We start from the raw sequence: 24,438 nt of genomic DNA, 5'->3' as shown, positions 1-24,438 counted from the left end.
TTGATTTACGCTGATACCAGTTAATCAGTATTCCCTTAGCAATCGTGGTTAAAATGGCGCGAGGCTGTTCAAAATGTAATTGGTCTTGACGCTTTAACACACGTATAAATGTATCATGGGCTAAATCTGCAGCATCTTCGCTATGATTCAGACGACGTTTCAACCATTGATATAACCATGAATGGTGCTGGCGATAGAGATTACTAATTAGATCAGACATTTTAAAGAGAATGAGAATCATTAAGTTACTTATCTTAACAAAAAAATCATCAATACAAAATCATTGATTACTTTTTTCTTATTTTTTAAATTAATTCAAACCATTAGAAACCATACTCGCAAATAGATGTTAAAAATTAACATCGACATCCTACTCATTAGCGTTGCCAGTTTGATTAAATTCCATCAAACACAAAATAACTTTTTGAACACTATTGCTCGTACAAAATCACTTCGGCTTAACAGGTTTAGAGCCTTATTTATTCATCAGAAGTTTAGTTTAACTGTGAAATTTTCTTTGTTATTCATAGCATTGTAATATAGCTGTCATCATACAAATCTTTACCATTTATTAAAATTACACTTGTTATTCTGGTTGGTGACCTTGCGTGAAAAGTATATAGAGAAGTGATTCACTTAAGCTATAGCACCAAGGTATAACGTCTTATAAGTGTATAAAAGTCTTAATAAAAAGGTAAAATTAATCATGAGCAATTCAATGAAACTAAGAGTTAGAACACGTAACAATCTCGATGACTCTGTAAAAGAGCAAACGATCAGTATATTAAACCAAACCTTAGCAAATCTTATTGATCTCTCATTATTAACAAAGCAAGCGCATTGGAATATGCGTGGTAGTAATTTCATTGCTGTTCATGAAATGTTGGATACATTTAGAACCTCTATTATTACTCATCTAGACAATGTTGCTGAACGATCTGTTCAGATCGGTGGTGTTGCTCTAGGTACAACACAAGCTGTATCAAAGCAATCAAATTTAGAACCCTATCCTACAGAAATCCATGATGTTCAAGATCACTTAAAAGAGTTGGCAGATCGTTATGCTGTCGTTGCCAATCACATAAGAGAAACGCTTGATCACATTAAAGATCCTATTTCTGAGGATATATTTCATGCCGCTTTAGAAGATTTAGATCAGTATTTATGGTTCCTTGAAGCCAATATTTCTGAAAAATAATGTACTGAATCATGTGCTCTTAAAAGAGGTAATTCATTACCTCTTTTCTTATTAGAAACAGCATTTATCTCTTTTGTTTTTTATCAAATCCTTTAGGCATATTTGGCCATGCACTTGGTTTATATCTTATATAAGCACTTACATTATCTATTCAACTCAATAAGGATTCAGCCAATAGATTAATTATTATCCAAATAAAAATAATATTTATTAAAGTTCAAACCAAAATAATCAAACAATATATTTTTACGACTGTATAGCCGATTAATTTACATACAGAAAATCAGATTAACTCTTTTATCTATAGTAAAACCAAAACATGGATCAAATTAAAACTCTTTTTATAAATTACTGAAATTTATCTATTAAAATTTAGAAGGTTATTTAAAAATTATTTATTAGATTTTATGATATAAAAATCAACATTAACCTGATAAATATTTCTTTTATATTGATATAAATCAATGCACTTTTTAAATATAAACTTTCCTTTTTTTCATATTTTTATCCACTTTTAATTTTTACTACGATCATGCTTGTTTAGAAATATTGGAAGTAGAAATGTTGAATACAACACATTTTAATTTTAAGAATTTAGCTATATCTGTGGGGATTCTTCATTTTGCGCTCTTAGTGGGCTGCGGTAATAATGCTCAACAAAATACAGATCATCAGGCTGCCCAAACAACAGTTGCTGAGCTTCCTAAAGAAGTTCGAATCGCTTGGGGAGGTGGTCCACGTGTTTGGGTTTTAGGTAAAGCTGATGGCGATTTTGAAAAAGCTTTTGGTACAAAAATCAAATGGGTTGAATTTGCAACGGGTGCAGACGTGATCAATTACTTTGCTGCAAATGAAATTGATATTGCACGTTTTGGTTCAAGCCCTGCAGTTGCAGGAATTACTCGAGGATTACCCATTGAAATTATTGGTCTTGAGGGCTTAGTGTCTAGTGCAGAGCGTTTAATTGTTCGCCCAGAAATTAAAAATCTTCAAGACTTAGTGGGCAAAAAAGTGGCTTTCCCAGCGAACTCCACGGCGCAATATGCATTAGAACAGGCTTTAGCACTGCAGAAGATTGATAAATCAAAAATTCAGTTACTGCCATTAAAACCAGCTGAAATCGTTGCAGCTTGGACTCGAGGTGATATAGACGCTGCCTATGTTTGGGGACCATTTACACAACAATTAGAAAAAGCTGGTGGACAAGAGATTTATCGTACGACCACACTCAATGATCAAGGCATTCTGGTTTATAACAATTTTGCTGTACGTAAAGCGTTTGCCGCACAGCATTCAGATCTTGTGGTTAAGTTCTTGAAAACCTATCAAGAACAAGTAGATGAATACAAACGAGATCCTAAAGCCGCATCTGAAAAGATCTCTAAATATTTAAGTCTTCCTTATGATCAAGTAGAAACAACCTTAGCAGGCATTGAATATATTGCACTAAAAGACCAAGCCACTGAAAAATATCTCGGTGCAACTGCAAATGATGAAAAATCAGGTCTCGCGAAAGCTACACTAGATATTGCAAAATTTTTAGTCAATATTGGTGAGTTAAAGCAGAGTGATCTTCCGAAGAGCTACGCACCTAACATCAACAGTCAGTACCTTATTGAAGCAACAAAATAAGGTTATGCCATGACTCAATTAAGCCCGCTTAAAGCAAAAGTTATTGGCGCATTATCGCTCATCACTTTTGTAATTACTTGGCAGTTAATATGCAGCTTTAACTTTGTATCGCCTATTTTACTGCCCTCTCCTATAAATCTGGTCGAGACGGTAGTCGATTTATACCAAAATGGTTACCGAGATACACCGTTTTATCAACATATACTCGTCAGTACAGCACGTGCATTTTTTGCATTCTTTGTGGCCATTATTATCGGTGTACCCCTGGGCTTAATGATGGGTCGTAGTCCGATCTTAAATGCTGTTCTTGACCCATTTGTACAATTCTTAAGACCAATACCTAAGATCGCTCTCATTCCCTTAGTGGTGGTGTGGCTAGGTATTGGAGAAGAATCTAAATTTTTTCTCATTTTTATTGCCACTTTACTCACTGTAATTGTTGGGGCTACAGCAGCGAGTCAAAACGTGGCTTATGGTTTGATTCAAGCGGCACAAACCATGGGCTTGGGTAAAACTGCAATCTTATTTCGTATCATTTTGCCGGCTTCACTTCCTGAAATCTTTACCACGATTCGACTGTCCATCGGTATCGGTTGGACATCTTTAATTGCCGCTGAGATGGTTGCAGCAACATCAGGACTAGGTTGGATGATTATTAATGCAGGAACGTATTTACGTACTGATGCAGTGATCGTCGGCATTATTTTACTTGGAACGATTGGTTTTATTTTGGATTGGCTGATTGTCAAAGCGCAGCAAAAATGGGCACCGTGGACAGGAAAAGTATAATGACTCAACCTTTTATTCACCTCAATAATGTTGAAAAAACATTTAAGCAGAATCAAACAACCCAGACCGTTCTTGAAAATATTGATCTGGATATTACTGAAGGTCAGTTTGTCTGCTTACTCGGGCCATCCGGTTGTGGTAAATCAACCATTTTAAATTTACTGGCAGGCTTTGAGCAATCTACTCAAGGACATATTTATGTGGATGGTCAACGCATTGTTGCACCGAATATAGATCGTGCTGTTGTCTTCCAACAAGCCCAGCTTTTTCCTTGGTTGTCTGTGAAAGAAAATATTGAATTTCCATTAAAACAATCAAAGGCAACTGCTCAATATATTGCTGACCAAACTGAATATTACTTGGAGAAAACAGGTTTAAAGAAATTTGAAAATCATCGAATTTGGCAAATTTCAGGTGGAATGAAACAACGTGTCGCTTTGGCACGTGCATGGGTGATGAAACCAAAAATTTTATTAATGGATGAACCTTTTGGTGCTTTAGACGCGCAAACACGCATTTTAATGCAAGAGACGCTGACTCAGCTTTGGCAAGACAATAAAACCACGATTTTATTTGTCACTCACGATATCGATGAATCGCTACTGTTAGCAGACCGCATCATCTTAATGGCAGGACACCCTGGTCGTATTATCGATGATATTCAGAACAATTTGCCGCGTCCACGTAGTATTGAAAATATTGCACAGCAGCAAGAGTTCATCGAAAGTAAAAAACATATTTTAGAGATTATGCGTAAAGAAGTAACTCGCATGATTGATTACCTACATTAAAACCACAGGATCTTCGTATGCTATTAAGTCATTTACCTCGCGTTAAGCTGGTACAAGGCCCCACACCATTAGAGTTTTTACCGAATTTAACGCAACTCCTCAATGGTCCTGAAATATATATCAAACGTGATGATGCAACAGGGTTGGCTACGGGTGGAAATAAAACCCGTAAATTGGAATTTTTAATCGGAGATGCACTCGCTCAAGGGGCAACACACATACTTACTCAAGGGGCGACCCAATCCAATCACGTACGTCAAACGATTGCTGCTGCAAATAAGTTTGGATTAAAAACATCTGTACTACTTGAACAGCGTGTTGGCGATGCTACAGATGAATACTATAACAATGGCAATCTGCTACTCGATGAAATCTTAGGTGCATCATCTATAGAGGTTTTAGCTTCTGGAACAGATATGAATGCTGCCTTAGTTGAAAAAGCAAAAGTTTTAGAAGCTCAAGGAGAACGCCCTTATATCATTCCTGGTGGTGGCTCAAATGCGATAGGTGCTTTAGGTTATGTTTCTGCTGCAATTGAGCTTATCAATCAGCTTAATCATCTCCAACTTAACCCCACTCACCTTATTCACGCCACAGGTAGTACAGGTACTCAAGCAGGGCTTTTAGCAGGTATTGCAGCTACACACTCTCATTTACCAGTACTAGGTATTAGTGTTCGAGCTGAGAAATCTAAGCAAGAAGAAAATGTCTACCAACTCACTCGTGCAACCTTAGAACATCTAGGGCTCGATTCTAAGCTTATTTCACGGGAAAAAGTTGTGGCAAATAGTGACTATGTTGGTGAAGGCTACGGCATCCCCACACCAAGTATGATTGAGGCAGTGCAACTTCTAGCAAGAACTGAGGGTATTTTACTTGACCCAGTCTATTCAGGAAAAGGCTTTGCAGGTCTAATCGGTCTGATTCGCCAAGGTTATTTCACTAAAAATGATCGAGTAATTTTCTTACATACGGGTGGTGCAGTCGGTTTATTCGGCTACCGTACAACTTTCTCTCATACCTCTGCCTACAGATTATAATATGACTGATTTTGCAGAACTTCCTATTCTTGGTATTTTAGGTGGCATGGGTCCAGCTGCTGCTGTCGATTTTCAACAGCGCTTGCTGGATACCAGCATTGTGACGCGAGATCAGGAGCATATTCCAGCAATTATATGGAATCACGGCGGAATTCCTGACCGACAATTGGCGATTAACCATCTTGGGCAAAGTCCACTACAAGCAATGTTGGTTGGACTTAAAGTCTTAGAACAAAGTCATGTTGCGAAGATCGCCATTCCATGTAATACCGCACATTTTTGGCATCGAGATCTACAACAACACACCGATATTGAAATCTTTCATATGGTTGAATTAACTGTACAACAAATTGTAAAGCACTATAAATTTGGCGAAAAAGTTGGAATTTTAGCAACTCAGGGTGCTCTATCCACCGAGCTATACCAACGTGAATTGGCCAAGTACGATATCCCTTATGTAATACACGCAGAACAAGTGATTGAACAGGAACTAATGCCTGCTGTTTATGCAGTTAAACGTAATCAATTGGCTGAGGCAGGGCCCATATTGCATGCCTTAAGCCAAAGACTGGTCGATGCAGGTGCAAGTTACATTATTTTAGCTTGTACTGAAATCCCGATTGCACTGCATGCTGTTCAGTCGCCTATTTTAAAGATCAGTTTTGATACTACGCAAATTTTGGCTAATACCTGTGTCGATTGGTTTTATGAGTGATGGAGTCTGAGCACATTCAGTTCATATTTTAAGCCCCTACATGCAAAGTGGTGTCTATCAGTTAAGTTTTTGACTGCGTGCATATCATCTTGCCACAACAGTCAAATCACAGGTTGATTACTGCTTCTAGGCTTAACTATCTTATAAAGCAATAGCATGAATCCCCCCTTTCACTTCCTTTTTCATGGGGAGTAAGGCGATCGATTTTATTTCCTGTTTGATTGAAGCTTTGAGTGATATGCGTTAGTTTAGGTGATCACTTTGACTATGTGACGCTTTTATTCCCCCTTTAACAAGCCATATATGGCATAAGGGGGAATTTTAATATTTGAATCAAGCAGCAAGCATCCCGCCAATAGTGGCTTTAAGCTTTTTAAGTCAGCTTAAAGCACTGCTCAAAATAATCGTCACTGTTCATTCATCAAAATTTAAATGTAACTCCTGCTGTCATGGCGCGTCCAGGAGCGGGCAAGCTTACACGTGCCATTGGATCAATATAATATTGATTGGTGATATTGGTGATATTAAAATCCAAACGTACATTAGGATGCGCTTGATAATTCATATATGCATCAAAGACCAAAATTGGATTCCAATAATAGGCACGATTAAAGGCCCAACCCATCTCACCAAACTCTGATTCACTCTTATTTTTTGCTTCACTATGATAGACCGCTCGCCCGCCCAACTTCAGTTTTTCGTCAAATAATCGTGCACCTAGATCAAAGTTAAGCGAATACTTGGGTTGTAGACTTGTACGCGCAAAAGTAAGAGGAAAACCACCATCAATACATTCTGAAATTCGGTTATAAATCGGATCAAGATATGAGGCATAATCCCGATCACACACCTCTTGTTTTAAACGATAAGTTGCCCCGAAACTTCCAAAATACTTTCCAGCATCTAGTCGTGTTAGTAACTCAATACCTGACATTTTTTTCTCAGCAAACTGGACAATATTGAAGTTATAATCCCGATCAATATAGTTTTCGATACGATTATTAAAGTAATTGATTTTAATATCGGCATAATCCAACTGATCAAATACAGAAAAACTTTTTAAATTATGTGCATAACCCAATTCCCAATTGTAAGCATGCTCTGGTGCATTAGCAGCTCCTGTTGCACGTTTATTGGAACCTGCCAAAGCAAGTGATGATTCAAACACAGTGGGAAAGCGAACAAATTCGTTGTAACGCACATAAACACGCGCATGATCACTTAAGGCAGCTGTAATCCCTAAATAGGGTACCCAATCATGATTCTTTTGTTTCTCAGGTTCAGCCCATTTATTTACAACTGTACTGTCAGGGGCAATCACCGATGACATACTATTTTTAAATATGTATTTGGGCATAGTTTTCGACGTTCCTTGCGCATTTTCAACCCACTCATCTGGATTAATCGTTCCATTTAAAAATGGATTATTCGCAGCAAAACCTTTATGTGAGCCCCCATAAGGGATAACGACATAACGAATTGAAGGATCGTTGGGATTCGGATGTGACATATTCGACCACTGAGAATATAAATAACCATCCTCATTACGCAGTGCGTCAATTGCCTCATTGGCAATCGAATCTGCTGTTGGATATACCGCTAAATAATCTGAAAGTATATCGCCTACTTCAGGGTGCTTCTCCATAAAATCTTTAGACCAATCAATGACTTCTTGTCGTTGTTGAATCGCCGTATCTCGAATCAGTTTAATATCGTCATCAGACAATAGCTCTTGATAGTATTGCAACATGCCAGTAATTTCAGGTTGAATCGCCCAGTTTGGGTCTTGTTTTAATCGACCTTTTGCAAGTTTTTCATCAAATGACCAATAATCACTATAGCGTGTTCCAGCGTTAATACTTAACCACGATGTAGGCCGCCAATCAAAATTAAAGTTGAGATTCCATTGTTGTCTAGAGCCTGATCGTGGCCCCATATGTCCAACACCCCAAGTATATTCATAGGCTGGATGTCCCTCTGACATATCCCATTGATCTAGCTTTTCCTTGGTATAGTCACCTGAAAGCGTAAAATCTAAATTGGGCTTTAACTTAAAAGTGTTACTTAAGTTAAAACCAACTCTTTTGTGATCTGTCAGTTGAAGTGCACGGGCCAGCACATTAAAACGACCATCATCATTGGCTAATTTTTCTGGCGGTGTTGATGGAATAAGACTACAGTCGTTTGTAGCTTCATGTAAAACATGACAGCGGGTGTAATTTTCCCAAGCCTGATCACTCTGAACACTATCCCAACTCACGCCAATACCATATACCGCATCACCATTTTGATGACGAGATGTATTGTTTTGAGTCAGCCAAGCACCAGCTTTCAAGTCAAGCCATCGGTTGTCTGGATTCAAGGTATAATTTAATGTCCAAGTATCTTGTTTAACCTGACTATAAGGAAATTGATACTGATTCAGACGTGATCCATCACTTCCTCTAACCGCCTCAGAAATCATCCAAGGTACTTGTTCTCCGAAGCTTAGCTCATTGCGCATAAAACTTGCATTGAGTGTTTGAGCATCACTAATACGCCATGTCCCTTTTAACAATGTGGATTCTTGTTCACTCGATGTATTTGAAACCTCATCACCTGGTAAAAAATACTTCGCAAGATAAGAAATACTCGGCTGACCACTAATTGCTTCTATCTCTGTTTGTTTCCGAGCATCTTCTTGCCATGTATCTGTTTGGTATTTTGAACTATTATGTTTACCACTATAATAATTGCCGCGTTTTCGATAACTATATGCACCAAGCAAATCAAACTGATCTTGCTTAGTCGCAATTGCAATACGATAAGCCGCTGCATCAAAGTTAAAATCTTTCCCACCATCACCTATTCGTGGTGTCTTGGTTAGGCTTGGTGCCATTAGTGCACCACGAGAGAACTTGTTGGCATAAGCCCCAGGAATATCCCGATAATCCTGACCAAAATAATTCATCCCTTCTTGATTGGGTGCAATCGAATTGGTTGAAGTATCTGTTTTCAGTTCGATACCAAAACTTTCACCCGCTTGAACAATATCGTCCACCTGTAATGTCTTCACTTGCACACTACCGCCAATACCACTGATAGGAGAAGACATTGAACTGCCCTTTTCAACTAAAATACTACTCACCATATTCGGATCAATATAATTTCGATTGGCCACACCAGAAGGACCCATCCAAACCGATGTAGACTGTTCAGTCCCGTCAATCGTGAGTGGCACTCTACCCTCACCCTGAATTCCTCGAATATTAGGATCAATCGCTCCAGAGTTCCGACTGTCTCCTGTGTATACGCCATTTAAACCTTTGAATAAATCCCCAGCAGAACTGACTTGATAACGCTCAACTTCTTCACGATCAGCATATACATTAGAAACATCCTTGGAGTACATTTCATTCTTGGCTTTTTGATGTGCATCATCAGCCGTTGCATATAAGGTAATCGTACTTAACTGAACCACACCATTCTCATGGTCTGCTGCATTTTCATTGTCATTATGCGTTGATTCAGTTTCTGTAGAATAAGCTGTACTAGGTAAAGCTATACCCATTAGACAAAGCATTAATGAAAATGTTAAAGGATGCAGTCTAAAAATATTGTGATCGATCCGTTGCTGTTTTATCCCCATTTCCCCACCATAATCCAAGTCAATTGATATAATTCACAGCCGCATAGGCCGGATTGAGTAGGAATGATTATGTTCCAAATGAGAAACTTTATTATTTGAATAAATATGAGGATGGCACTTTTAACTATGCAAAATGAAATTCATTCCCATAAAAAAAAGCGTGTTCAACTTAAGCTTACTCATCTGAAGGACCAAAGCGAAGTACATCGTTATCGATATAAAACCAAAGCGAATTTCTAAGCGTATATTATTTTCATCACTTACTTTTTAGATAGAAATACCTTTGGAGATCGACCATAAAATCGCGTAAATGCGACGGTAAAGTTATTGGGATATTTATAACCCACCTGCCATGCGACTTGAGCAACTTGTAAACCTGACTCAAGCAAAGTTTGTGCTTTTCGCATTCGAATTTGTAATAAGTATTCAGCAGGGTTTAAACCATAGAGTTTAATAAAACTGGCTTTAAACTTATGTACGTTCATTCCCGCTATGCTTGCTACATAATTCATTGTTAACGCTTGATCGAGTTGATTGATCATTATTGTTTTAGCTTTTTCCAGATTTTGTACAACTTGTGCATTTAAGCTGCTATGAGACACTATGGAATGTTCAGGGCTAATCAATGGCAATTGTTCTGACAACAAACTTAATGCATGAATATGTTGTTGTAACATACATTGAGGATCGACCTGACGCTGTTGTAAAGAATGAGCCAAAGCCAAAGCATGTGCTTTAGTGGTCAGCGAAACGGGTTGATAAGCGATCTGGTTGATGTGATCGCAATGAAATAACAATTGTAACTGCTGTGGGTTTAAATATTTTTCTAAAAATGTAGAGGTCATAATCAAACGCAGCTGAGAGACTGTTTGTTGTTTTTGATAATATCGCACCCCTTCAATACACGGGAAAGTATTGATCGTGATGAAATCTGCTTTAAAGTTTATTTGTTCTGCATTTTGGCTCTGATAATTTGAAGCTCCCTGTAATCCGACCGTCAATACCATCACTGGGTCTTGATGCGTGGATTTAGTTTCTTCTTGCAAACTATATTTGGGGCAATAATGTAATTGATTAACCAACAACCCCTCTTCAATTTGCAAAGAATCTGCATAACAATAGCCAAGATCTTCTGATAGACCAATACGCTTTTGCCTTGATGAAATGCCTTGAACTGAACGTGCTGCGTGAACAGGTAAGCGATGATGCAATCTTGTCATAAGCCAATATCCAATTTCTTAAGTCCATCTCACTTCGCATACTATTTTCTATATTTATCATATAAAAAACAATAATCATTCTCATTTAAGATGACATCATAAATCATCTTTTAAGTGCATGTCTATATAGAGTCATTGCCAATCATCATTTGCTATTTTCAAATTAATGAGTTTTTTCTAGATGAACTTATATTTAAATCGTGCCATAAATGCACTCACTGCTGCACATCCTTTACAACCTATTTGGCAAATTTATCTCTCACAAATTCAAGCACAAGCTTTAAATTTTGCAGTTGAGACAAAACTATTTGCCACGCTTTTAAAAGCAAGCTCTGCTGCCCAGCTCGCCCAGCAACACCATTTACATGCTGAAAATACAAAGTATCTATTACAGCTTCTAGCTAGCCTGCAAGTCTTAGATGAACACGCGGATCAGAACAATCAAACCATGTATCGAATAAAGTCTGAGTTAATCCCTTACCTTGATCCACAGTCAGATCAATATTGTGGCGATGCATTATTATTTAGACAAAACGTTATCCAATCTGTTTCCGCTCAATTGCCGAATATGTTTGCACCAAACTTTCAAATGCAAATACGAGAGGCCAAAAATATTGAGCTCGCCTGGGCACTAGCCGCACAAATTCAAATTGCACAAGAACAAGCTGCTGTCACAACTCATATAGTCAATATACTCTCTGACTTAATTCCAGAATTTAAAAGTGCAAAACAATGTCTCGATGTTGGCGCGGGTGCTGGATTGATCTCTATGTTTCTCGCAGAAAAATTTACTCAACTTGACTGCACTTTATTGGAGTTGCCTAGTGTTATAGAGACGATTCGCCCAAACCTCAATCAGCATCCTGCTCAGCATCGCTTGCATTGTATATCTTCCACAATCGAAGACATTCAATTTGATAGGTCATATGACATTATTTGGTGCTCTTCAGTACTGCATTTTGTTGGTGATCCAGCTACAACCTTGGCAAAACTACTGGGTGCTCTATCCGCACAGGGCGTCTTAATCTGCTGTCATTCTGAAATCGATCCATTACATCATCAGCCACTTGTGCAAAGTTATTATCTAAACATGCGCATGCAAAAAAACTATGTGCCCAAAAAAGGAGAGATATACGAAACTTTAAAAAAATTGGGCTGTGGAGATATACAGGTAATTGAAGATGTACAGTTCCCCGTCACACCACTCGATGTCTTGATTGCGAGAAAATAATCAATGAATAGACCAACGTTATTCTGGCAAATTGCTTTTGGTTGGATGAATTTCTCTCTTGCAGTACCCAGCATTTATTTGATGTTGGGTTTACCTTTGATCATGCGTCAATATGGCTGGTCAGGTACAGAAATAGGATTATTCCAATTAGCAGCACTTCCAACACTGGCTAAGTTTTTATTTGCGCTCCCTGTTCAAAAACTAAACCTAGGAAAACAATCATTTTCAATATGGCTAGTCATCCTCACCCTCCCCAGTATTGCGCTCCTGTGTTGGTTAAGTGCACACAATTTAATTGAGCAACCTAAGTTATTATTTATCTTCGCGCTGTGTCTTAGTATTTTATTTACATGGCTTGATATTCCATTAAATGCTTTAGCTGCTCAGTTTTTTTTACGCACCGAACAAATGTACACTGGCAGTATTCGATCTGCTGCATTATTTATAGGGGCAATTATGGGGGGTGGAATATTTGTCTTCATTCATCACCATTATGGCTGGCATGTGCCCTTTATACTCATGGCAAGCTTTTTATTGGTTGGCTTAATCCCATTACTCTGCATTAAACTCGATACATCATCTAACCCTCAGCCCAATCAGCGTCCCCATATCGGATTACATATTTTTCAAGACTGGAAGAGCTTTTTTAACCAACCTTCTGCCAAAACATGGATTGGCTTATTATTATTTGGCTTTCCTTTTATTGGTGCTGTGTGGCTCTATCTCAAGCCCGCATTCCTTGATTATGGTTTGTCGGTCAATGTCGTTGCCCTAACGATTGGTACTTTAGGAGGAATTGCAGGTGCGATATCCAGTTTAATTGCCCCATATTTCGCTAAACGTCTAGGTTCTGAGCAGACCATATTGCTGTATTTAGCAATTTCGATCTTAGCAATTAGCGCACTCATTATTGGTTTTTATTTCAAGTTCTCCACCATTTGGCTGATTTGCTGCGCTCTTTTGATTGGGATCGGCATGGGTGGAATCTCAGCCCTACTCTTTGGATTAACATTACTCTTTTGTAGAAAAGAGCTTAGTGCGACTGATTATGGTCTACAAACATCACTCTTTACATTAAGCCGTATTTTAGTCCCTATACTCTCAGGTATATTATTCGATGCCTATGGCTACATCATCATGTTCACTGTGCTTTTAATCGCTATTTTGATGACCTTAATCATGACGTGGAAAATTAAACATCACTTAAAACCAACTCTCGATCATTAAAATAATAAACCACTTCAGCACACTTAAAAACCCTTGTATATACAAGGGTTTTTGCGTCAAGTATGAGACAAATAAAGCCGTATTAATATGCAGCTTTAAATATATTTATAATGTCTTGTTTCGATCCTTTACGTGGGTTACTAAATGCATTGCCATCTTTTAATGCGTTTTCTGCCATCAGCTCAAAGTCTTGTTCCTTAACCCCAAGCTGACTAAGATGTGCAGGTATTGATACGTCAGTAGATAATCTAAATAACGCTTCAACTGCTTTATCTGCAGCTTCTAAAGTAGAACATCCATCAATATTCTCTCCCAGAAATTCTGCTATCTCTGCGAACTTTTGTACGTTGGCAATTAAATTGTATCGGCAGACATGAGGCAGTAAGATCGCATTTGCAACACCATGAGGCATATCATACAGCCCACCAAGTTGATGGGCCATGGCATGTACATAACCTAGGTTACCATTGTTAAAGGCCATCCCCGCAAGTAAAGAACCATACGCCATATTTTCACGTGCCTTAAGATCATCGCCATTTGCAACAGCTGTACGCAGATTATTTGCAATCAATTTAATGGCCTGAATAGCGGCTGCATCAGTAACGGGATTAGCATCTACAGAAACATAGGCTTCAATCGCGTGAGTCAATGCATCCATACCCGTTGCAGCAGTCAGTGCACGTGGCTTGGCTAACATTAGTAATGGATCATTAATAGAAACCAATGGAAGATTACGCCAGCTGACAATCACATATTTTAAATGGGTTTGGGTGTCGGTAATTACACAGTGTCGAGTCACTTCACTGGCGGTACCCGCAGTCGTATTTACAGATACAATCGGTGGTAGCGCATGGTTTAAGGTATCAATACCTGCATAGTCACCAATCTTTCCCGGATGAGTCGCCATAATACCAATGGCCTTACCACAGTCATGTGGAGATCCTCCACCGACAGTGACAATCATGTCACAGTGGTTATCTTGGTAACAGGTTAATCCTGCAGTCACATCAGTATCTTTAGGATTTGCCTGTACAGCAGAAAATACCGTGGTACGAATACCTGCTGCTTGTAGATATTGAATGGTTTGCTCAACTGCTCCACCTTTTAGTGTTGCAAGGAATGGGTCCGTCACGATCAAAGCATGTTGACCACCTAAAATTTGGCATCGTTGACCGACGACCTCCAGACAGCCTGGACCAAAGAAGTTAACATTTGGAACGAGATAATCATAAAAACGCATGGTAAAAATCCTTTTTATTTAACCTCAATCTTGTATAGCAATGAGGTCATGGTGATTTAAAACCATGGCGAAGAAGCTATGGCTTTAGTTTTAAATCAATGTGGTATTTTGCAGTGAATCATGTTCAATGCTAATTGGAAGACAACTTTAGAGCTTTAAAATAAGCCCATTGGATTTTCGTCATAGCTGATTAAGAGATTTTTAGTTTGTTGATAATGATCTAACATCATCTTATGTGTTTCTCGGCCTATACCCGATTTTTTATATCCACCAAATGCGGCATGTGCAGGATGTAAGCCATAACAATTGGTCCAGACCCGCCCAGCTTTAATCGAACGTCCCATACGGTAAGCTAAATTAATATCACGCGTCCATACACCAGCAGCAAGGCCATATTCTGTATCATTGGCAATAGCAATTGCATCCGCTTCATCTTTAAATGTTGTTACTGCAACGACAGGGCCAAAAATCTCCTCTTGAAAGACACGCATATTATTCTGACCTTTTAATAAGGTCGGCTGAATATAATAACCCTCGCTCAGGGCCTGAGATTGTTGTGCAACACCTCCAATGAGTATTTCAGCGCCTTCATTTTTACCAATGTCGATATACTCTAATATCTTTTTAAATTGTTGTGCAGAAGCCTGTGCACCCAGCATTGTTTCTGTATCGAGGGGATTACCTTGACGAATCATGCGAATTTTTTCTAATACCTTGGCGATAAAAGGCTCATAGATGGATTCTTGAATCAGTGCACGTGATGGGCAAGTACAGACTTCACCTTGGTTAAAAAATCCCATCACCAATCCTTCAGCAGCCTTGTCTATAAATTTTGGATCGGCCTGCATAATATCTGCAAAGAAAATATTCGGTGATTTTCCACCAAGCTCCATAGTACTTGGGATTAGATTTTCTGCCGCATGCTTCAAAATGTGCTTACCTGTTGCTGTAGAACCTGTGAAAGCAATTTTAGCTATACGCTGACTTGAAGCTAAGGCTTCGCCTGCCTCCTTACCCAAACCATGAATCACATTGAGTACACCCGCTGGAAGCAAATCACCAATTAACTCTAACAATACCGTGATTGAAAGCGGAGTTTGCTCTGCTGGTTTAAGTACAATCGCATTTCCCGCTGCAAGTGCTGGTGCCAATTTCCATGCCGCCATAAGCAATGGGAAATTCCATGGAATAATTTGCCCGACAACACCAAGTGGCTCATGAAAATGATAGGCAGCTGTTTTCTCATCAATTTCTGCTGCACTACCTTCCTGAGCTCGAATACACCCAGCAAAATAACGGAAATGATCTGCAGATAATGGCACATCGACAGCCAGAGTCTCACGAATCGGTTTGCCATTGTCCCAAGTTTCTGTAACAGCTAAATATTCAAGGTTTTCTTCAATTCGATCAGCGATTTTAAGTAAAACCATTGCACGATCTTGAGCGGAAGTTTTTCCCCAAGCTTCACTTGCGGCGTGTGCTGCATCAAGCGCTAGCTCGACATCAGCTGAACTAGAACGTGGGAATTCACCACATAGCTCATTATTTATAGGACTATGATTTTGAAAGTATTCACCACTGACAGGGGCTATAAATTGCCCACCGATGTAGTTTGCATAGCGTGCTTTAATTTTGAGTAGACTGTTTGCTTGTCCTGGAGCTGTATAAATCATTCTATATTCCTTTTTTTCATGAGTATCCATACATACGATTTCACAGTTGATACTGATAAACATAAAATTACCAATATCAATACATATCGTATCATTATATATATTTAATATTTAAAGTAATGTCAACGTAACTTTAAATTTATGTTTTACATAAACATATTAGAAAGAGCCTCAAGTGCAACGCCGCTATAGCTTCTCGAGCTAAATTCATCATTGTTATTTAACTGCCTATATTGGCACTTTGAAACTCTATTGAGCTGATCATAGGCATAGCAAATAAAATCTCAGACAATAAAAAAGCTCCTGTATTTACAAGAGCTTTTAAATTCGGCGATTACCGTGTCCAGTATTTCATATGGGTTAAGATATGGAAAAAATTAAATCAGACCGAAAAAGACTTAAGATCTATTTGCACTCAATGTGTCTAATCCAAGGCCTTATCGAACTGGTTTGCATAGGTTTTTTAATGGAAGTTATCTGCAATTTCAACACACAGATCAGACTTTTGTGAACGAAAAATAGGGCTTAATAAGTCAGATGCTAGATTGCGATAGTTATAGTTTCAATAAAACCTTACCTTTTTTAGCTTGCTTAAGGCTTGCTAGACTTGCATCCTTAATTTCATCTAATGCATAAATCGCTTCAACAGGTAATTTTAACGTGTTATTTAACACACCTTGAATAAGTTCAGTGATGAGCCTTTTTTTATCTTCACTTGACAGATCACGACTGACTTTAGAACCCCAAAAACCTTTAACCACAACTTGTTTGAAAATCATATCGCCAGATGGAATTTGCATCGGTTCGCCTTTCATTGTACCAAACGATATTAATGTTCCATTTTCTCCAAGTAATTCAACCAGATCCGAACTAGCTGTTCCACCAATAGAATCTACAGCTGCAATAATAGGCTGGTCAGCAACAATGGCTTTAACCTGTTCTTTCCAATCTGCCTGTTCTGTCGAAACCACATGCTGAATACCTAATTCTTTCAACTCTACAACAGCACTATCCCGACGCACTAAGCTAATTGAATGAATTCCACGTGCTCCGGCAAGCATTGCTAAAGTCTTACCTACAGCGCCGCTTGCAGCATTTTGAATCAACCAATCGCCAGATTTTACTTTTAAAAACTCTAAAAGCATTGCTGAACTTAATGGCATCGCAATTAATTGCGCAGCAATTTCATCCGGAACAGCATCTGGCAATACGATCACAGATTGGGCAGAAGCAATAAAATATTCTGCCCACGTACCATGCACCGATGCAACAGCAATACGTTGTCCAACATGGATCTGAGAAACATTTTCACCAACCGCATCAACTATTCCAACGGCTTCACTTCCTCCAATTGCAGGGAATGTGGGTTTATAACCATAACGACCACGTACTGTCCAAAGATCATGGTTGTGAATTGGTGACAAAATCGTTTTAACACGGACTTCATTGGCAGCGGGTTCAGGTATGGGCTGATCTTGTAGATTGAGTACGATTTCAGGCTCACCAAATTCTGTATGCACAACAGCTTTCATTTTGTACTCCTTGTTTAAGCCACTGTAGTATGTAAACGTACATCTACATTGCCGCGTGTTGCATTTGAATATGGGCAAGTTTTATGCGTTGCCGCGACTAATTTTTCAGCGTCTTCTTGAGAAAGTCCTGTAATTTCTACATAAAGATCAATGTCTAATGCATAACCACCCGAACTTAAAATACCAATACCAACTTCAACTGAAGTCTTGCTTGATGAATATTCCATGTCTAGCTGTTTTGCAGCAAAGGGTAAAGCATTATCAAAACAAGCGGCATAGCCCAAAGCAAAAAGTTGCTCAGGATTTGTACCCTCTTTACCTGAACCCGGAACAGCTAAATCTAAAGCCAAAGTTTCATCATCAAGTTGTGTATGCCCTGCACGACCACCTGTTGCTGTTGCACGTGTTTTATAAAATATTTTCATTTTTAAACTCCAAGATATTTTTACATTAAGACGGTTAAGATTGATTTAGCATAGCCTGTGTGGCTACAAATTTTTCAGCATATGGTGCACGTAAACGTTGGTTTGATTCACCATTTACACTTTGGATTACAACTGCTTTGGCATGACTAAAACGTCTAAATCCATGAATTCCATGATAGGCACCGATTCCCGAAGCCCCAATGCCACCAAACGGTAAACTATCAATCATGACATGTGTCATCACATCATTAATGACCAGACCACCTGAAATGGTTTTCTCTGAAAAATATTGCTGTTGGTCAGCACGACCATCAAAGTAATAAGCCGCTAATGGACGGGGATGTTCATTAATATAAGCAATAGCATCATCAACACATTGGAGATTTTTGATCGGAAGCAATGGCCCAAAGATTTCCTCTTGCATAATCAACATGTCATCAGTCACATCAAAAACCAGCGTTGGGGCAATCTTACGTGTAGTTTGATCACTAATTTTAGACTCTTGCCCAAGTGTTAGGAGTGTTGCACCTTTTGCTTTGGCATCCTCAAGTAGAGTCAGTAACCGTGCAAAATGTTTATCGTTAATGATTGATGTAAAATCATCATTAGCAAAGAAACCTCCACCGTAAATATCTTGCATAAAATTCTGTGCATGCTCGATAAATACACTATTGAATGACTCAGGCATCATCACATAATCAGGTGCAATACAAATCTGCCCTGCATTAAATGTTTTGACTGTCAGTATTCGTTCTACCGCAGTTTTTAGATCAAAATGCTCCGTTAAAACAACAGGCGATTTACCACCAAGTTCTAAAGTGACAGGAACTAAATTTTCTGCTGCGGCACGCATCACGTGTTTACCAACAGTGGTGCTGCCTGTAAAAATCAAATGATCAAATGCTAAGGAGCTAAATGCAGCACCAACATCGGCATCACCAGTGACAATCCGTAATTCATTTTTATCAAAATACTGTGGTACGAGTTGTGCCAACAATTCACTGGTTCGTGGCGTGAGTTCAGATGGTTTTATCACTGCACGATTTCCTGCAGCAAAAACACCTGCCAGCGGGCCAAATGCTAGATTTAAAGGAAAATTCCATGGACTAATAATACCGACCACCCCTAAAGGCTGATATTGGATTTCTGTTTTCATACCATCAAATGGATTACTAACAACTTCACGTTTCATCCATTCGCTTAACTGGTGTTTTGCATTGTCCAATAATGCAACTGAGGCTAAAACATCTGTCGCTAGTCCCTGATAAGCATTCCGATGTCCAAAATCTGCATTTATTGCAGCTAATAGTTGATCTCTATTTTCAAGTAGTAGCTTTTTAGCACGTTCAAGACGATCCATACGTATATCTATACGAGGGAAACCTTCTTGTATGTGTACTTGACGCATTTCATCAATCATCTGCGGTAAGTTGTGCTGATCCATATTTATCTCCTTGAACTTTTATTTCAATAATTTCAAAAGTTCAAGGGCAACGGCTTCAGAGCTTGCTGGATTTTGTCCAGATACAAATAAACCATCTTTTACAACAAAGCTTTGCCAATCTGCACTTTTGACATACTGAGCGCCCTGCGCTTTAAACACATCCTCGATTAAAAATGGCACAACATCAGATAGTTGAACTGCTTCTTCTTCGCTATTTGAAAAACCTGTAATTTTTTTGCCTTGAGCAAATGGCTGCCCTTCAGGTGTTTTAACATTTTTCACAACAGCACTCGCATGACAAACCACAGCCAACGGTTTTTGATCGGTAATAACTTGCTCAATTAACGCAATTACATGTTGATCATCAACTAAATCCCACAAAGGACCATGTCCACCAGGGAAAAATACTGCATCAAATTCAGCTACATTAATCTCGGAAAGTTTTTGAGTTTGTGATAATTGTGTTTTTAGCTCCTGATCTTGCTCAAAACGTCGAGTTGTTTGAGTCTGGAAATCTACTTCATTACTTTTAGGATCAAGCGGCGGTTGCCCACCCTTTGGAGAAGCAAGGGTAATGTTTGCACCAGCATCTTTAAATACATAATATGGGGCAGTAAACTCCTCTAACCAAAATCCCGTTTTATGACCTGTGTGACCCAATTGATCGTGTGATGTTAATATCATTAAAATATTCATATGATTATTTTCCAAATTGACAATTATGATTTGCGATTTAACATAAATTTTGTGGCTTGCATGGCTTGCTTTAATGGTGTTTTATCTTTCTGTAATTTAGATAACAGTGCAGCACCGAGCCACATTTGATAAATTACTTGGGCAACATCAGGCGCTTGAGCTTGAATATATACAGAACCTTCTTGAACGCCCTGTTCTATTAAATGTGCAATTTTAGTGACAAGCCATTTTGTGCCTGTATCCATAATTAAACGCATATCTTCGGATAAGTCTGAAACTTCGGCTGCAAGTTTGACAATCAAGCACGTTTCAGCCCACCCACATTGGATCTGCTCATCATAAATCCAAGCATCGAAATAGCTTAAAATTTTATCCTGTGCAGAATGATCGTTTGACCAAAGCTTTTCCAATCGTTGCTCATAATCACTGATGTAATGTTCAAGCAATACGCATCCAAAAGCCTCTTTCGATTCAAAGTGATGATAAAAAGAACCTTTAGGTACATTGCAGTTTTTTAAAATCTCTTGTAATCCAACACCCACAAATCCTTTACGCAAAACAAGATTAAAACCGCTTTCTAAGATTAGATTACGTTTATCTTCCGACTTTTGTGCTTGGGATGGTTTCATTATGTTACCTATGAATAAAAATATTAGACCAGTCGTCTATTAAATTATATAATCAGGCTTACTTTGTCAATATTCAAGTCTAAAAGAGAAAACTAATGTCTATTATTCTTCATCATTTAAATTCTTCTCGCTCATTGCGTATCTTGTGGTTACTTGAACATATCAACCAACCTTATAAATTAAAAAGTTATATTCGAGATAAAAATAGCAATCTTGCTCCTGATGAGTTAAAGAATATTCACCCTTTAGGAAAATCTCCAGTCATTGAGCTTGATGGGAAAGTCATAGTAGAGTCTGGAGCAATCGTAGAAATTTTAATTGACAAATTTGCACCAGAACTTGCACCTGCTAAGGACTCAGATGGTTATCTTGAATATTTACAATGGATTCATTTTTCAGAAAGTTCAGCAATGGTTCCATATTTATTAAAACTTTTTAATTCAATTGAATTAAGAAGTGGTACAGAGTTAAAATTTTTAGAACAATATGCCAATGTAGAATTAGATAAGGTCTTTTCTTATTTAAATCAGAAACTAGCGGGCAAAAAGTTCTTAGTCGAGAACCGTTTAACAGGTGCTGATTTTATGATGGGCTTTGTTGTGCACGGATTAATTCATTCTTTTGGCATTCGTTCAAAATATCTAAATCTCGAACAATATTTAAAAAATATAGAAGCGCTAAGCAGTTGGCACAAAGCCATCTCAATTGAGCATAATCTTAATCATCAAATCAATGCTTAACTCAATTTAAGCAATACTGTGTTTACTTGGACTTTAAGCTAACTACGTTGTTTGTAAGCATTGATCATCGCGACCAGAAACCGCTGTAATGCATAAAATCAAATGCAGTATGGCCGAAAAATAAAACCATTTTTAATTTAAGGACATGATCATGATTGGGAATATTTTAATTGGACTGATTGCTATATTACATGTGTATATTTTAATTCTTGAAATGTTTTTATGGGATAAACCTACTGGCTTAAAAGCTTTTGGTAATAGCTTAGAGAAAGCAAAATTGACGAAAATTATGGCGCAAAATCAAGGACTATATAATGGTTTCTTAGCTGCTGGTTTGTTTTGGGCTTTATTTTCTTCTGAAATATTTTCTTTGTCTTTAGCAAACTTCTTTTTAGGGTGTGTGTTAATTGCAGGAATTTATGGGGGCGTTACTGCAAGTAAGAAAATTATTTATATTCAATCTGTCCCTGCTTTATTCGCATTATTAATGGTGAATTTAGGCTACTAAAGTAAAAGCACATCACTTTGGTCGTTTTCAATTGTTGTCTGAGCTATACAACACACTGAGCCAATCTACGGGTGAGTAAAATAAAGATAGAAAACAAAATCCCTGACAATAAAAAAGCCCCTGTAAATACAGGGGCTTTCGAATTTGGCGGAAGCGGTGAGATTCGAACTCACGGAGGACTCGCGCCCTCGTCGGTTTTCAAGACCGGTGCATTAAACCACTCTGCCACGCTTCCATGTGCGCAAGAATACAAAGCTTCACGATGTTATACAAGCAAAATTTCCAAAATAATGACCAAGTGAATAATGTTTCATCAAAAGTGCTATAGTTTGGCTGCTAATTCAGCACCATCGCGAATTGCGCGCTTTGCATCAAGCTCTGCAGCAAGTTTGGCACCACCGATAATATGATATTTTGCTAAAGTTTTTTCATCTTGCTTTGGCATAATTTCTACAACTGATTCCTGACCTGCACATACCACTATGGTATCCACACGTAAAAGTTGATCTTGGCCATTCATATTGATCCAGATCCCCTCATCAGTTACGGCTTTATATTGCACGCCGCGCAGCATTTTCACTGCATGCTTCTTCAATTGGGCTCGATGCACCCAACCTGAAGTTTTTCCTAAGCCCGCACCTAATGGTGTAGTTTTACGCTGCATCAAATAAATTTCGCGTATTGGTGTTTCAACTTCGGCAGGTTGCATCCCACCTTCAGAAACATAATTTGCATTTTGATCGACCCCCCATTCACGTTTCCAATCCACAATAGATTGTGGTTGAGGTTGATGCTCAGGTTTTAATAAATATTCTGAAACATCAAAACCAATTCCGCCTGCACCAATCACTGCAACACGCAATCCGACTGGAGCACCACGTAAAACCTCAGCATAAGAGAGTACCTGAGGCGCTTGACTCCCTTCAATTTTCAACGCACGTGGTATGACACCTGTAGCAACGATGACTTCGTCGAAACCTTCACGTTCAAGTTGCTCACGATTGACTTTAGTATTTAAACGTAAATCCACAGCTGTCTGTTGTATCTGTTTTTTAAAATAGCGAATCGTCTCATGAAACTCTTCTTTTCCAGGAACAACTTTGGCCAAATTGAACTGTCCACCAACCTCATTATTTGCTTCAAACAATGTAACTTTATGACCACGCTCTGCGGCAACTGTTGCAGCTGACATACCCGCAACACCTGCACCTACCACGGCGATGCGCTTTGGACGTTTAGTTTTGATATAAACCAATTCCGTTTCATATGCAGCTCGTGGATTAACCAAACATGTAGCGCGCTGATTTTTAAAGGTATGATCCAGACAGGCCTGATTACATGCAATACAGGTATTGATTTCATCTACACGGTTGGTTGCTGTTTTACTGACCCAATATGGATCGGCTAATAATGGACGTGCCATTTGCACCATATCTGCTTGACCACTTGCCAAAATCTCTTCAGCGGTGTCTGGCATATTGATTCGGTTTGAGGCAATTACAGGCAATTTCACATGCTTTTTCACTTCAGCCGTATAATCGACAAAAGCTGCTCGTGGTACTGAAGTCACAATGGTCGGAATACGTGCTTCATGCCAGCCAATACCAGTGTTGAGTAAAGTCACCCCTACTTTTTCAAGTGCTTGAGCAACAACAATAACTTCATCCATGGTGTTACCGTCATGCACCAAATCAAGAAATGACAGACGGAAACTAATTATGAATTTTTCACCCACTTTAGCTCGAATTGCCTTTACAATTTCCACAGCAAAACGCATGCGATTTTGTATATCACCGCCCCAGCGATCTTGACGTTGATTGACATGGCGACTTAAAAATTGGTTAATTAAATAACCTTCTGATCCCATGACCTCAACACCATCATAGCCTGCATTTTTCGCTAAGTTTGCAGTACGAGCATAATCATCAATCGTTTGTAAGATTTGTTTTTCAGATAATTGTCTTGGTTTAAATGGAGAAATTGGAGACTTAATCGGACTCGAAGATACAACAAAAGGTTGATAACCGTAACGCCCTGCATGCAAAATCTGCATTAATATTTTTGCCCCATGCTTATGCAC

The 24,438-nt window shown here is 38.6% G+C and carries 21 protein-coding genes and 1 tRNA gene; 10 read left to right on the top strand and 12 right to left on the bottom strand.

The annotated features are described in order from the left end of the window. Nucleotides 1-220 (bottom strand): sigma factor (locus tag Aru01_RS14100; protein WP_042111492.1); only part of this gene is annotated, 220 nt, incomplete at its 3' end. A 486-nt stretch (nt 221-706) separates the two neighbouring features. Here Aru01_RS14100 and dps point away from each other — a divergent pair. From dps to cuyB, 6 genes are all read left to right on the top strand, one after another. Then, a complete protein-coding gene (dps, locus tag Aru01_RS14095; protein WP_040331112.1) occupies nt 707-1,198 on the top strand; it encodes a DNA starvation/stationary phase protection protein Dps in 492 nt (163 codons plus the stop codon). Nucleotides 1,199-1,759: 561 nt separating this feature from the next. Continuing rightward, nucleotides 1,760-2,830: a taurine ABC transporter substrate-binding protein gene (locus Aru01_RS14090; protein WP_016655874.1), complete on the top strand. Its 1,071-nt coding sequence runs from the start codon at nt 1,760-1,762 to the stop codon at nt 2,828-2,830. Between the two features lie 9 nt (nt 2,831-2,839). After that, a complete protein-coding gene (locus Aru01_RS14085) occupies nt 2,840-3,619 on the top strand; it encodes an ABC transporter permease (RefSeq protein ID WP_016655873.1) in 780 nt (259 codons plus the stop codon). Continuing rightward, nucleotides 3,619-4,410, top strand: a complete 792-nt coding sequence (locus Aru01_RS14080) for an ABC transporter ATP-binding protein (protein WP_016655872.1) — start codon at nt 3,619-3,621, stop codon at nt 4,408-4,410. Before Aru01_RS14085 ends, Aru01_RS14080 begins: the two co-directional genes overlap by 1 nt. Before the next feature lie 17 nt (nt 4,411-4,427). Continuing rightward, the gene (gene cuyA, locus Aru01_RS14075; RefSeq protein ID WP_016655871.1) at nt 4,428-5,450 is read left to right on the top strand and encodes a D-cysteate sulfo-lyase; all 1,023 of its coding nucleotides are present in this window, start codon (nt 4,428-4,430) and stop codon (nt 5,448-5,450) included. A 1-nt stretch (nt 5,451) separates the two neighbouring features. Then, nucleotides 5,452-6,165, top strand: a complete 714-nt coding sequence (gene cuyB, locus Aru01_RS14070) for a cysteate racemase (RefSeq protein ID WP_016655870.1) — start codon at nt 5,452-5,454, stop codon at nt 6,163-6,165. Nucleotides 6,166-6,586: 421 nt separating this feature from the next. Here cuyB and Aru01_RS14065 read toward each other — a convergent pair whose 3' ends face one another. Both Aru01_RS14065 and Aru01_RS14060 read right to left on the bottom strand, forming a co-directional pair. Continuing rightward, entirely contained in the window at nt 6,587-9,793 is a 3,207-nt protein-coding gene (locus Aru01_RS14065) for a TonB-dependent receptor domain-containing protein (RefSeq protein ID WP_016655869.1), read from the bottom strand. A 260-nt stretch (nt 9,794-10,053) separates the two neighbouring features. Beyond that, nucleotides 10,054-11,013, bottom strand: coding sequence for a helix-turn-helix domain-containing protein (locus tag Aru01_RS14060; protein ID WP_016655868.1), 960 nt, complete (start codon nt 11,011-11,013; stop codon nt 10,054-10,056). A gap of 181 nt (nt 11,014-11,194) precedes the next feature. On the opposite strand from Aru01_RS14060, the gene Aru01_RS14055 reads away from it, so the two are divergent. Continuing rightward, entirely contained in the window at nt 11,195-12,244 is a 1,050-nt protein-coding gene (locus tag Aru01_RS14055; RefSeq protein WP_016655867.1) for a class I SAM-dependent methyltransferase, read from the top strand. A 3-nt stretch (nt 12,245-12,247) separates the two neighbouring features. Further along, nucleotides 12,248-13,471 (top strand): MFS transporter, encoded by a 1,224-nt coding sequence (locus Aru01_RS14050; protein ID WP_016655866.1) that lies wholly within the window; start codon nt 12,248-12,250, stop codon nt 13,469-13,471. 82 nt (nt 13,472-13,553) lie between these two features. Here the strand turns inward: Aru01_RS14050 and Aru01_RS14045 are convergent, their stop codons facing one another. The 7 genes from Aru01_RS14045 to Aru01_RS14015 all read right to left on the bottom strand — a co-directional run bounded on the left by Aru01_RS14045 (nt 13,554) and on the right by Aru01_RS14015 (nt 21,110). Continuing rightward, on the bottom strand, nt 13,554-14,711 hold the full coding sequence (locus Aru01_RS14045) for an iron-containing alcohol dehydrogenase (RefSeq protein WP_016655865.1): 1,158 nt from the start codon (nt 14,709-14,711) through the stop codon (nt 13,554-13,556). A 155-nt stretch (nt 14,712-14,866) separates the two neighbouring features. After that, complete coding sequence (gene exaC / locus Aru01_RS14040; RefSeq protein ID WP_016655864.1) at nt 14,867-16,384, bottom strand: acetaldehyde dehydrogenase ExaC; 1,518 nt, start codon at nt 16,382-16,384, stop codon at nt 14,867-14,869. Nucleotides 16,385-16,938: 554 nt separating this feature from the next. Beyond that, nucleotides 16,939-17,916, bottom strand: coding sequence for a zinc-binding dehydrogenase (locus Aru01_RS14035; protein WP_016655863.1), 978 nt, complete (start codon nt 17,914-17,916; stop codon nt 16,939-16,941). A 14-nt stretch (nt 17,917-17,930) separates the two neighbouring features. Beyond that, the gene (locus Aru01_RS14030; RefSeq protein ID WP_016655862.1) at nt 17,931-18,341 is read right to left on the bottom strand and encodes an organic hydroperoxide resistance protein; all 411 of its coding nucleotides are present in this window, start codon (nt 18,339-18,341) and stop codon (nt 17,931-17,933) included. 34 nt (nt 18,342-18,375) lie between these two features. Then, nucleotides 18,376-19,785: a coniferyl aldehyde dehydrogenase gene (locus Aru01_RS14025; RefSeq protein WP_016655861.1), complete on the bottom strand. Its 1,410-nt coding sequence runs from the start codon at nt 19,783-19,785 to the stop codon at nt 18,376-18,378. A gap of 18 nt (nt 19,786-19,803) precedes the next feature. Continuing rightward, nucleotides 19,804-20,481: a type 1 glutamine amidotransferase domain-containing protein gene (locus Aru01_RS14020; protein WP_016655860.1), complete on the bottom strand. Its 678-nt coding sequence runs from the start codon at nt 20,479-20,481 to the stop codon at nt 19,804-19,806. A gap of 23 nt (nt 20,482-20,504) precedes the next feature. Next, on the bottom strand, nt 20,505-21,110 hold the full coding sequence (locus Aru01_RS14015) for a TetR/AcrR family transcriptional regulator (RefSeq protein WP_016655859.1): 606 nt from the start codon (nt 21,108-21,110) through the stop codon (nt 20,505-20,507). Nucleotides 21,111-21,205: 95 nt separating this feature from the next. On the opposite strand from Aru01_RS14015, the gene Aru01_RS14010 reads away from it, so the two are divergent. Together Aru01_RS14010 and Aru01_RS14005 are read left to right on the top strand one after the other, a co-directional pair. Further along, nucleotides 21,206-21,850: a glutathione S-transferase family protein gene (locus Aru01_RS14010; RefSeq protein WP_016655858.1), complete on the top strand. Its 645-nt coding sequence runs from the start codon at nt 21,206-21,208 to the stop codon at nt 21,848-21,850. A gap of 151 nt (nt 21,851-22,001) precedes the next feature. Next, on the top strand, nt 22,002-22,358 hold the full coding sequence (locus tag Aru01_RS14005) for a DUF1304 domain-containing protein (protein WP_016655857.1): 357 nt from the start codon (nt 22,002-22,004) through the stop codon (nt 22,356-22,358). A 145-nt stretch (nt 22,359-22,503) separates the two neighbouring features. Here Aru01_RS14005 and Aru01_RS14000 read toward each other — a convergent pair. Together Aru01_RS14000 and Aru01_RS13995 are read right to left on the bottom strand one after the other, a co-directional pair. After that, nucleotides 22,504-22,593: transfer RNA gene (locus Aru01_RS14000), tRNA-Ser, on the bottom strand. An 87-nt stretch (nt 22,594-22,680) separates the two neighbouring features. Continuing rightward, the coding region (locus Aru01_RS13995; protein WP_042111489.1) for an NADPH-dependent 2,4-dienoyl-CoA reductase at nt 22,681-24,438 on the bottom strand (1,758 nt) is incomplete at its 5' end.

The organism is Acinetobacter rudis, from assembly GCF_000829675.1.
In the GTDB taxonomy this organism is placed as follows: domain Bacteria; phylum Pseudomonadota; class Gammaproteobacteria; order Pseudomonadales; family Moraxellaceae; genus Acinetobacter; species Acinetobacter rudis.
The sequence above is the reverse complement of the archived record's forward strand: the minus strand, read 5'-3'. Positions and strand labels throughout refer to the sequence as shown.

Coding starts and splice junctions, on each gene's coding strand:
- dps (WP_040331112.1), top strand. CDS start 707: ATGAGCAATTCAATGAAACTAAGAGTTAGAACACGTAACAATCTCGAT.
- Aru01_RS14090 (WP_016655874.1), top strand. CDS start 1,760: ATGTTGAATACAACACATTTTAATTTTAAGAATTTAGCTATATCTGTG.
- Aru01_RS14085 (WP_016655873.1), top strand. CDS start 2,840: ATGACTCAATTAAGCCCGCTTAAAGCAAAAGTTATTGGCGCATTATCG.
- Aru01_RS14080 (WP_016655872.1), top strand. CDS start 3,619: ATGACTCAACCTTTTATTCACCTCAATAATGTTGAAAAAACATTTAAG.
- cuyA (WP_016655871.1), top strand. CDS start 4,428: ATGCTATTAAGTCATTTACCTCGCGTTAAGCTGGTACAAGGCCCCACA.
- cuyB (WP_016655870.1), top strand. CDS start 5,452: ATGACTGATTTTGCAGAACTTCCTATTCTTGGTATTTTAGGTGGCATG.
- Aru01_RS14065 (WP_016655869.1), bottom strand. CDS start 9,793: ATGGGGATAAAACAGCAACGGATCGATCACAATATTTTTAGACTGCAT.
- Aru01_RS14060 (WP_016655868.1), bottom strand. CDS start 11,013: ATGACAAGATTGCATCATCGCTTACCTGTTCACGCAGCACGTTCAGTT.
- Aru01_RS14055 (WP_016655867.1), top strand. CDS start 11,195: ATGAACTTATATTTAAATCGTGCCATAAATGCACTCACTGCTGCACAT.
- Aru01_RS14050 (WP_016655866.1), top strand. CDS start 12,248: ATGAATAGACCAACGTTATTCTGGCAAATTGCTTTTGGTTGGATGAAT.
- Aru01_RS14045 (WP_016655865.1), bottom strand. CDS start 14,711: ATGCGTTTTTATGATTATCTCGTTCCAAATGTTAACTTCTTTGGTCCA.
- exaC (WP_016655864.1), bottom strand. CDS start 16,384: ATGATTTATACAGCTCCAGGACAAGCAAACAGTCTACTCAAAATTAAA.
- Aru01_RS14035 (WP_016655863.1), bottom strand. CDS start 17,916: ATGAAAGCTGTTGTGCATACAGAATTTGGTGAGCCTGAAATCGTACTC.
- Aru01_RS14030 (WP_016655862.1), bottom strand. CDS start 18,341: ATGAAAATATTTTATAAAACACGTGCAACAGCAACAGGTGGTCGTGCA.
- Aru01_RS14025 (WP_016655861.1), bottom strand. CDS start 19,785: ATGGATCAGCACAACTTACCGCAGATGATTGATGAAATGCGTCAAGTA.
- Aru01_RS14020 (WP_016655860.1), bottom strand. CDS start 20,481: ATGAATATTTTAATGATATTAACATCACACGATCAATTGGGTCACACA.
- Aru01_RS14015 (WP_016655859.1), bottom strand. CDS start 21,110: ATGAAACCATCCCAAGCACAAAAGTCGGAAGATAAACGTAATCTAATC.
- Aru01_RS14010 (WP_016655858.1), top strand. CDS start 21,206: ATGTCTATTATTCTTCATCATTTAAATTCTTCTCGCTCATTGCGTATC.
- Aru01_RS14005 (WP_016655857.1), top strand. CDS start 22,002: ATGATTGGGAATATTTTAATTGGACTGATTGCTATATTACATGTGTAT.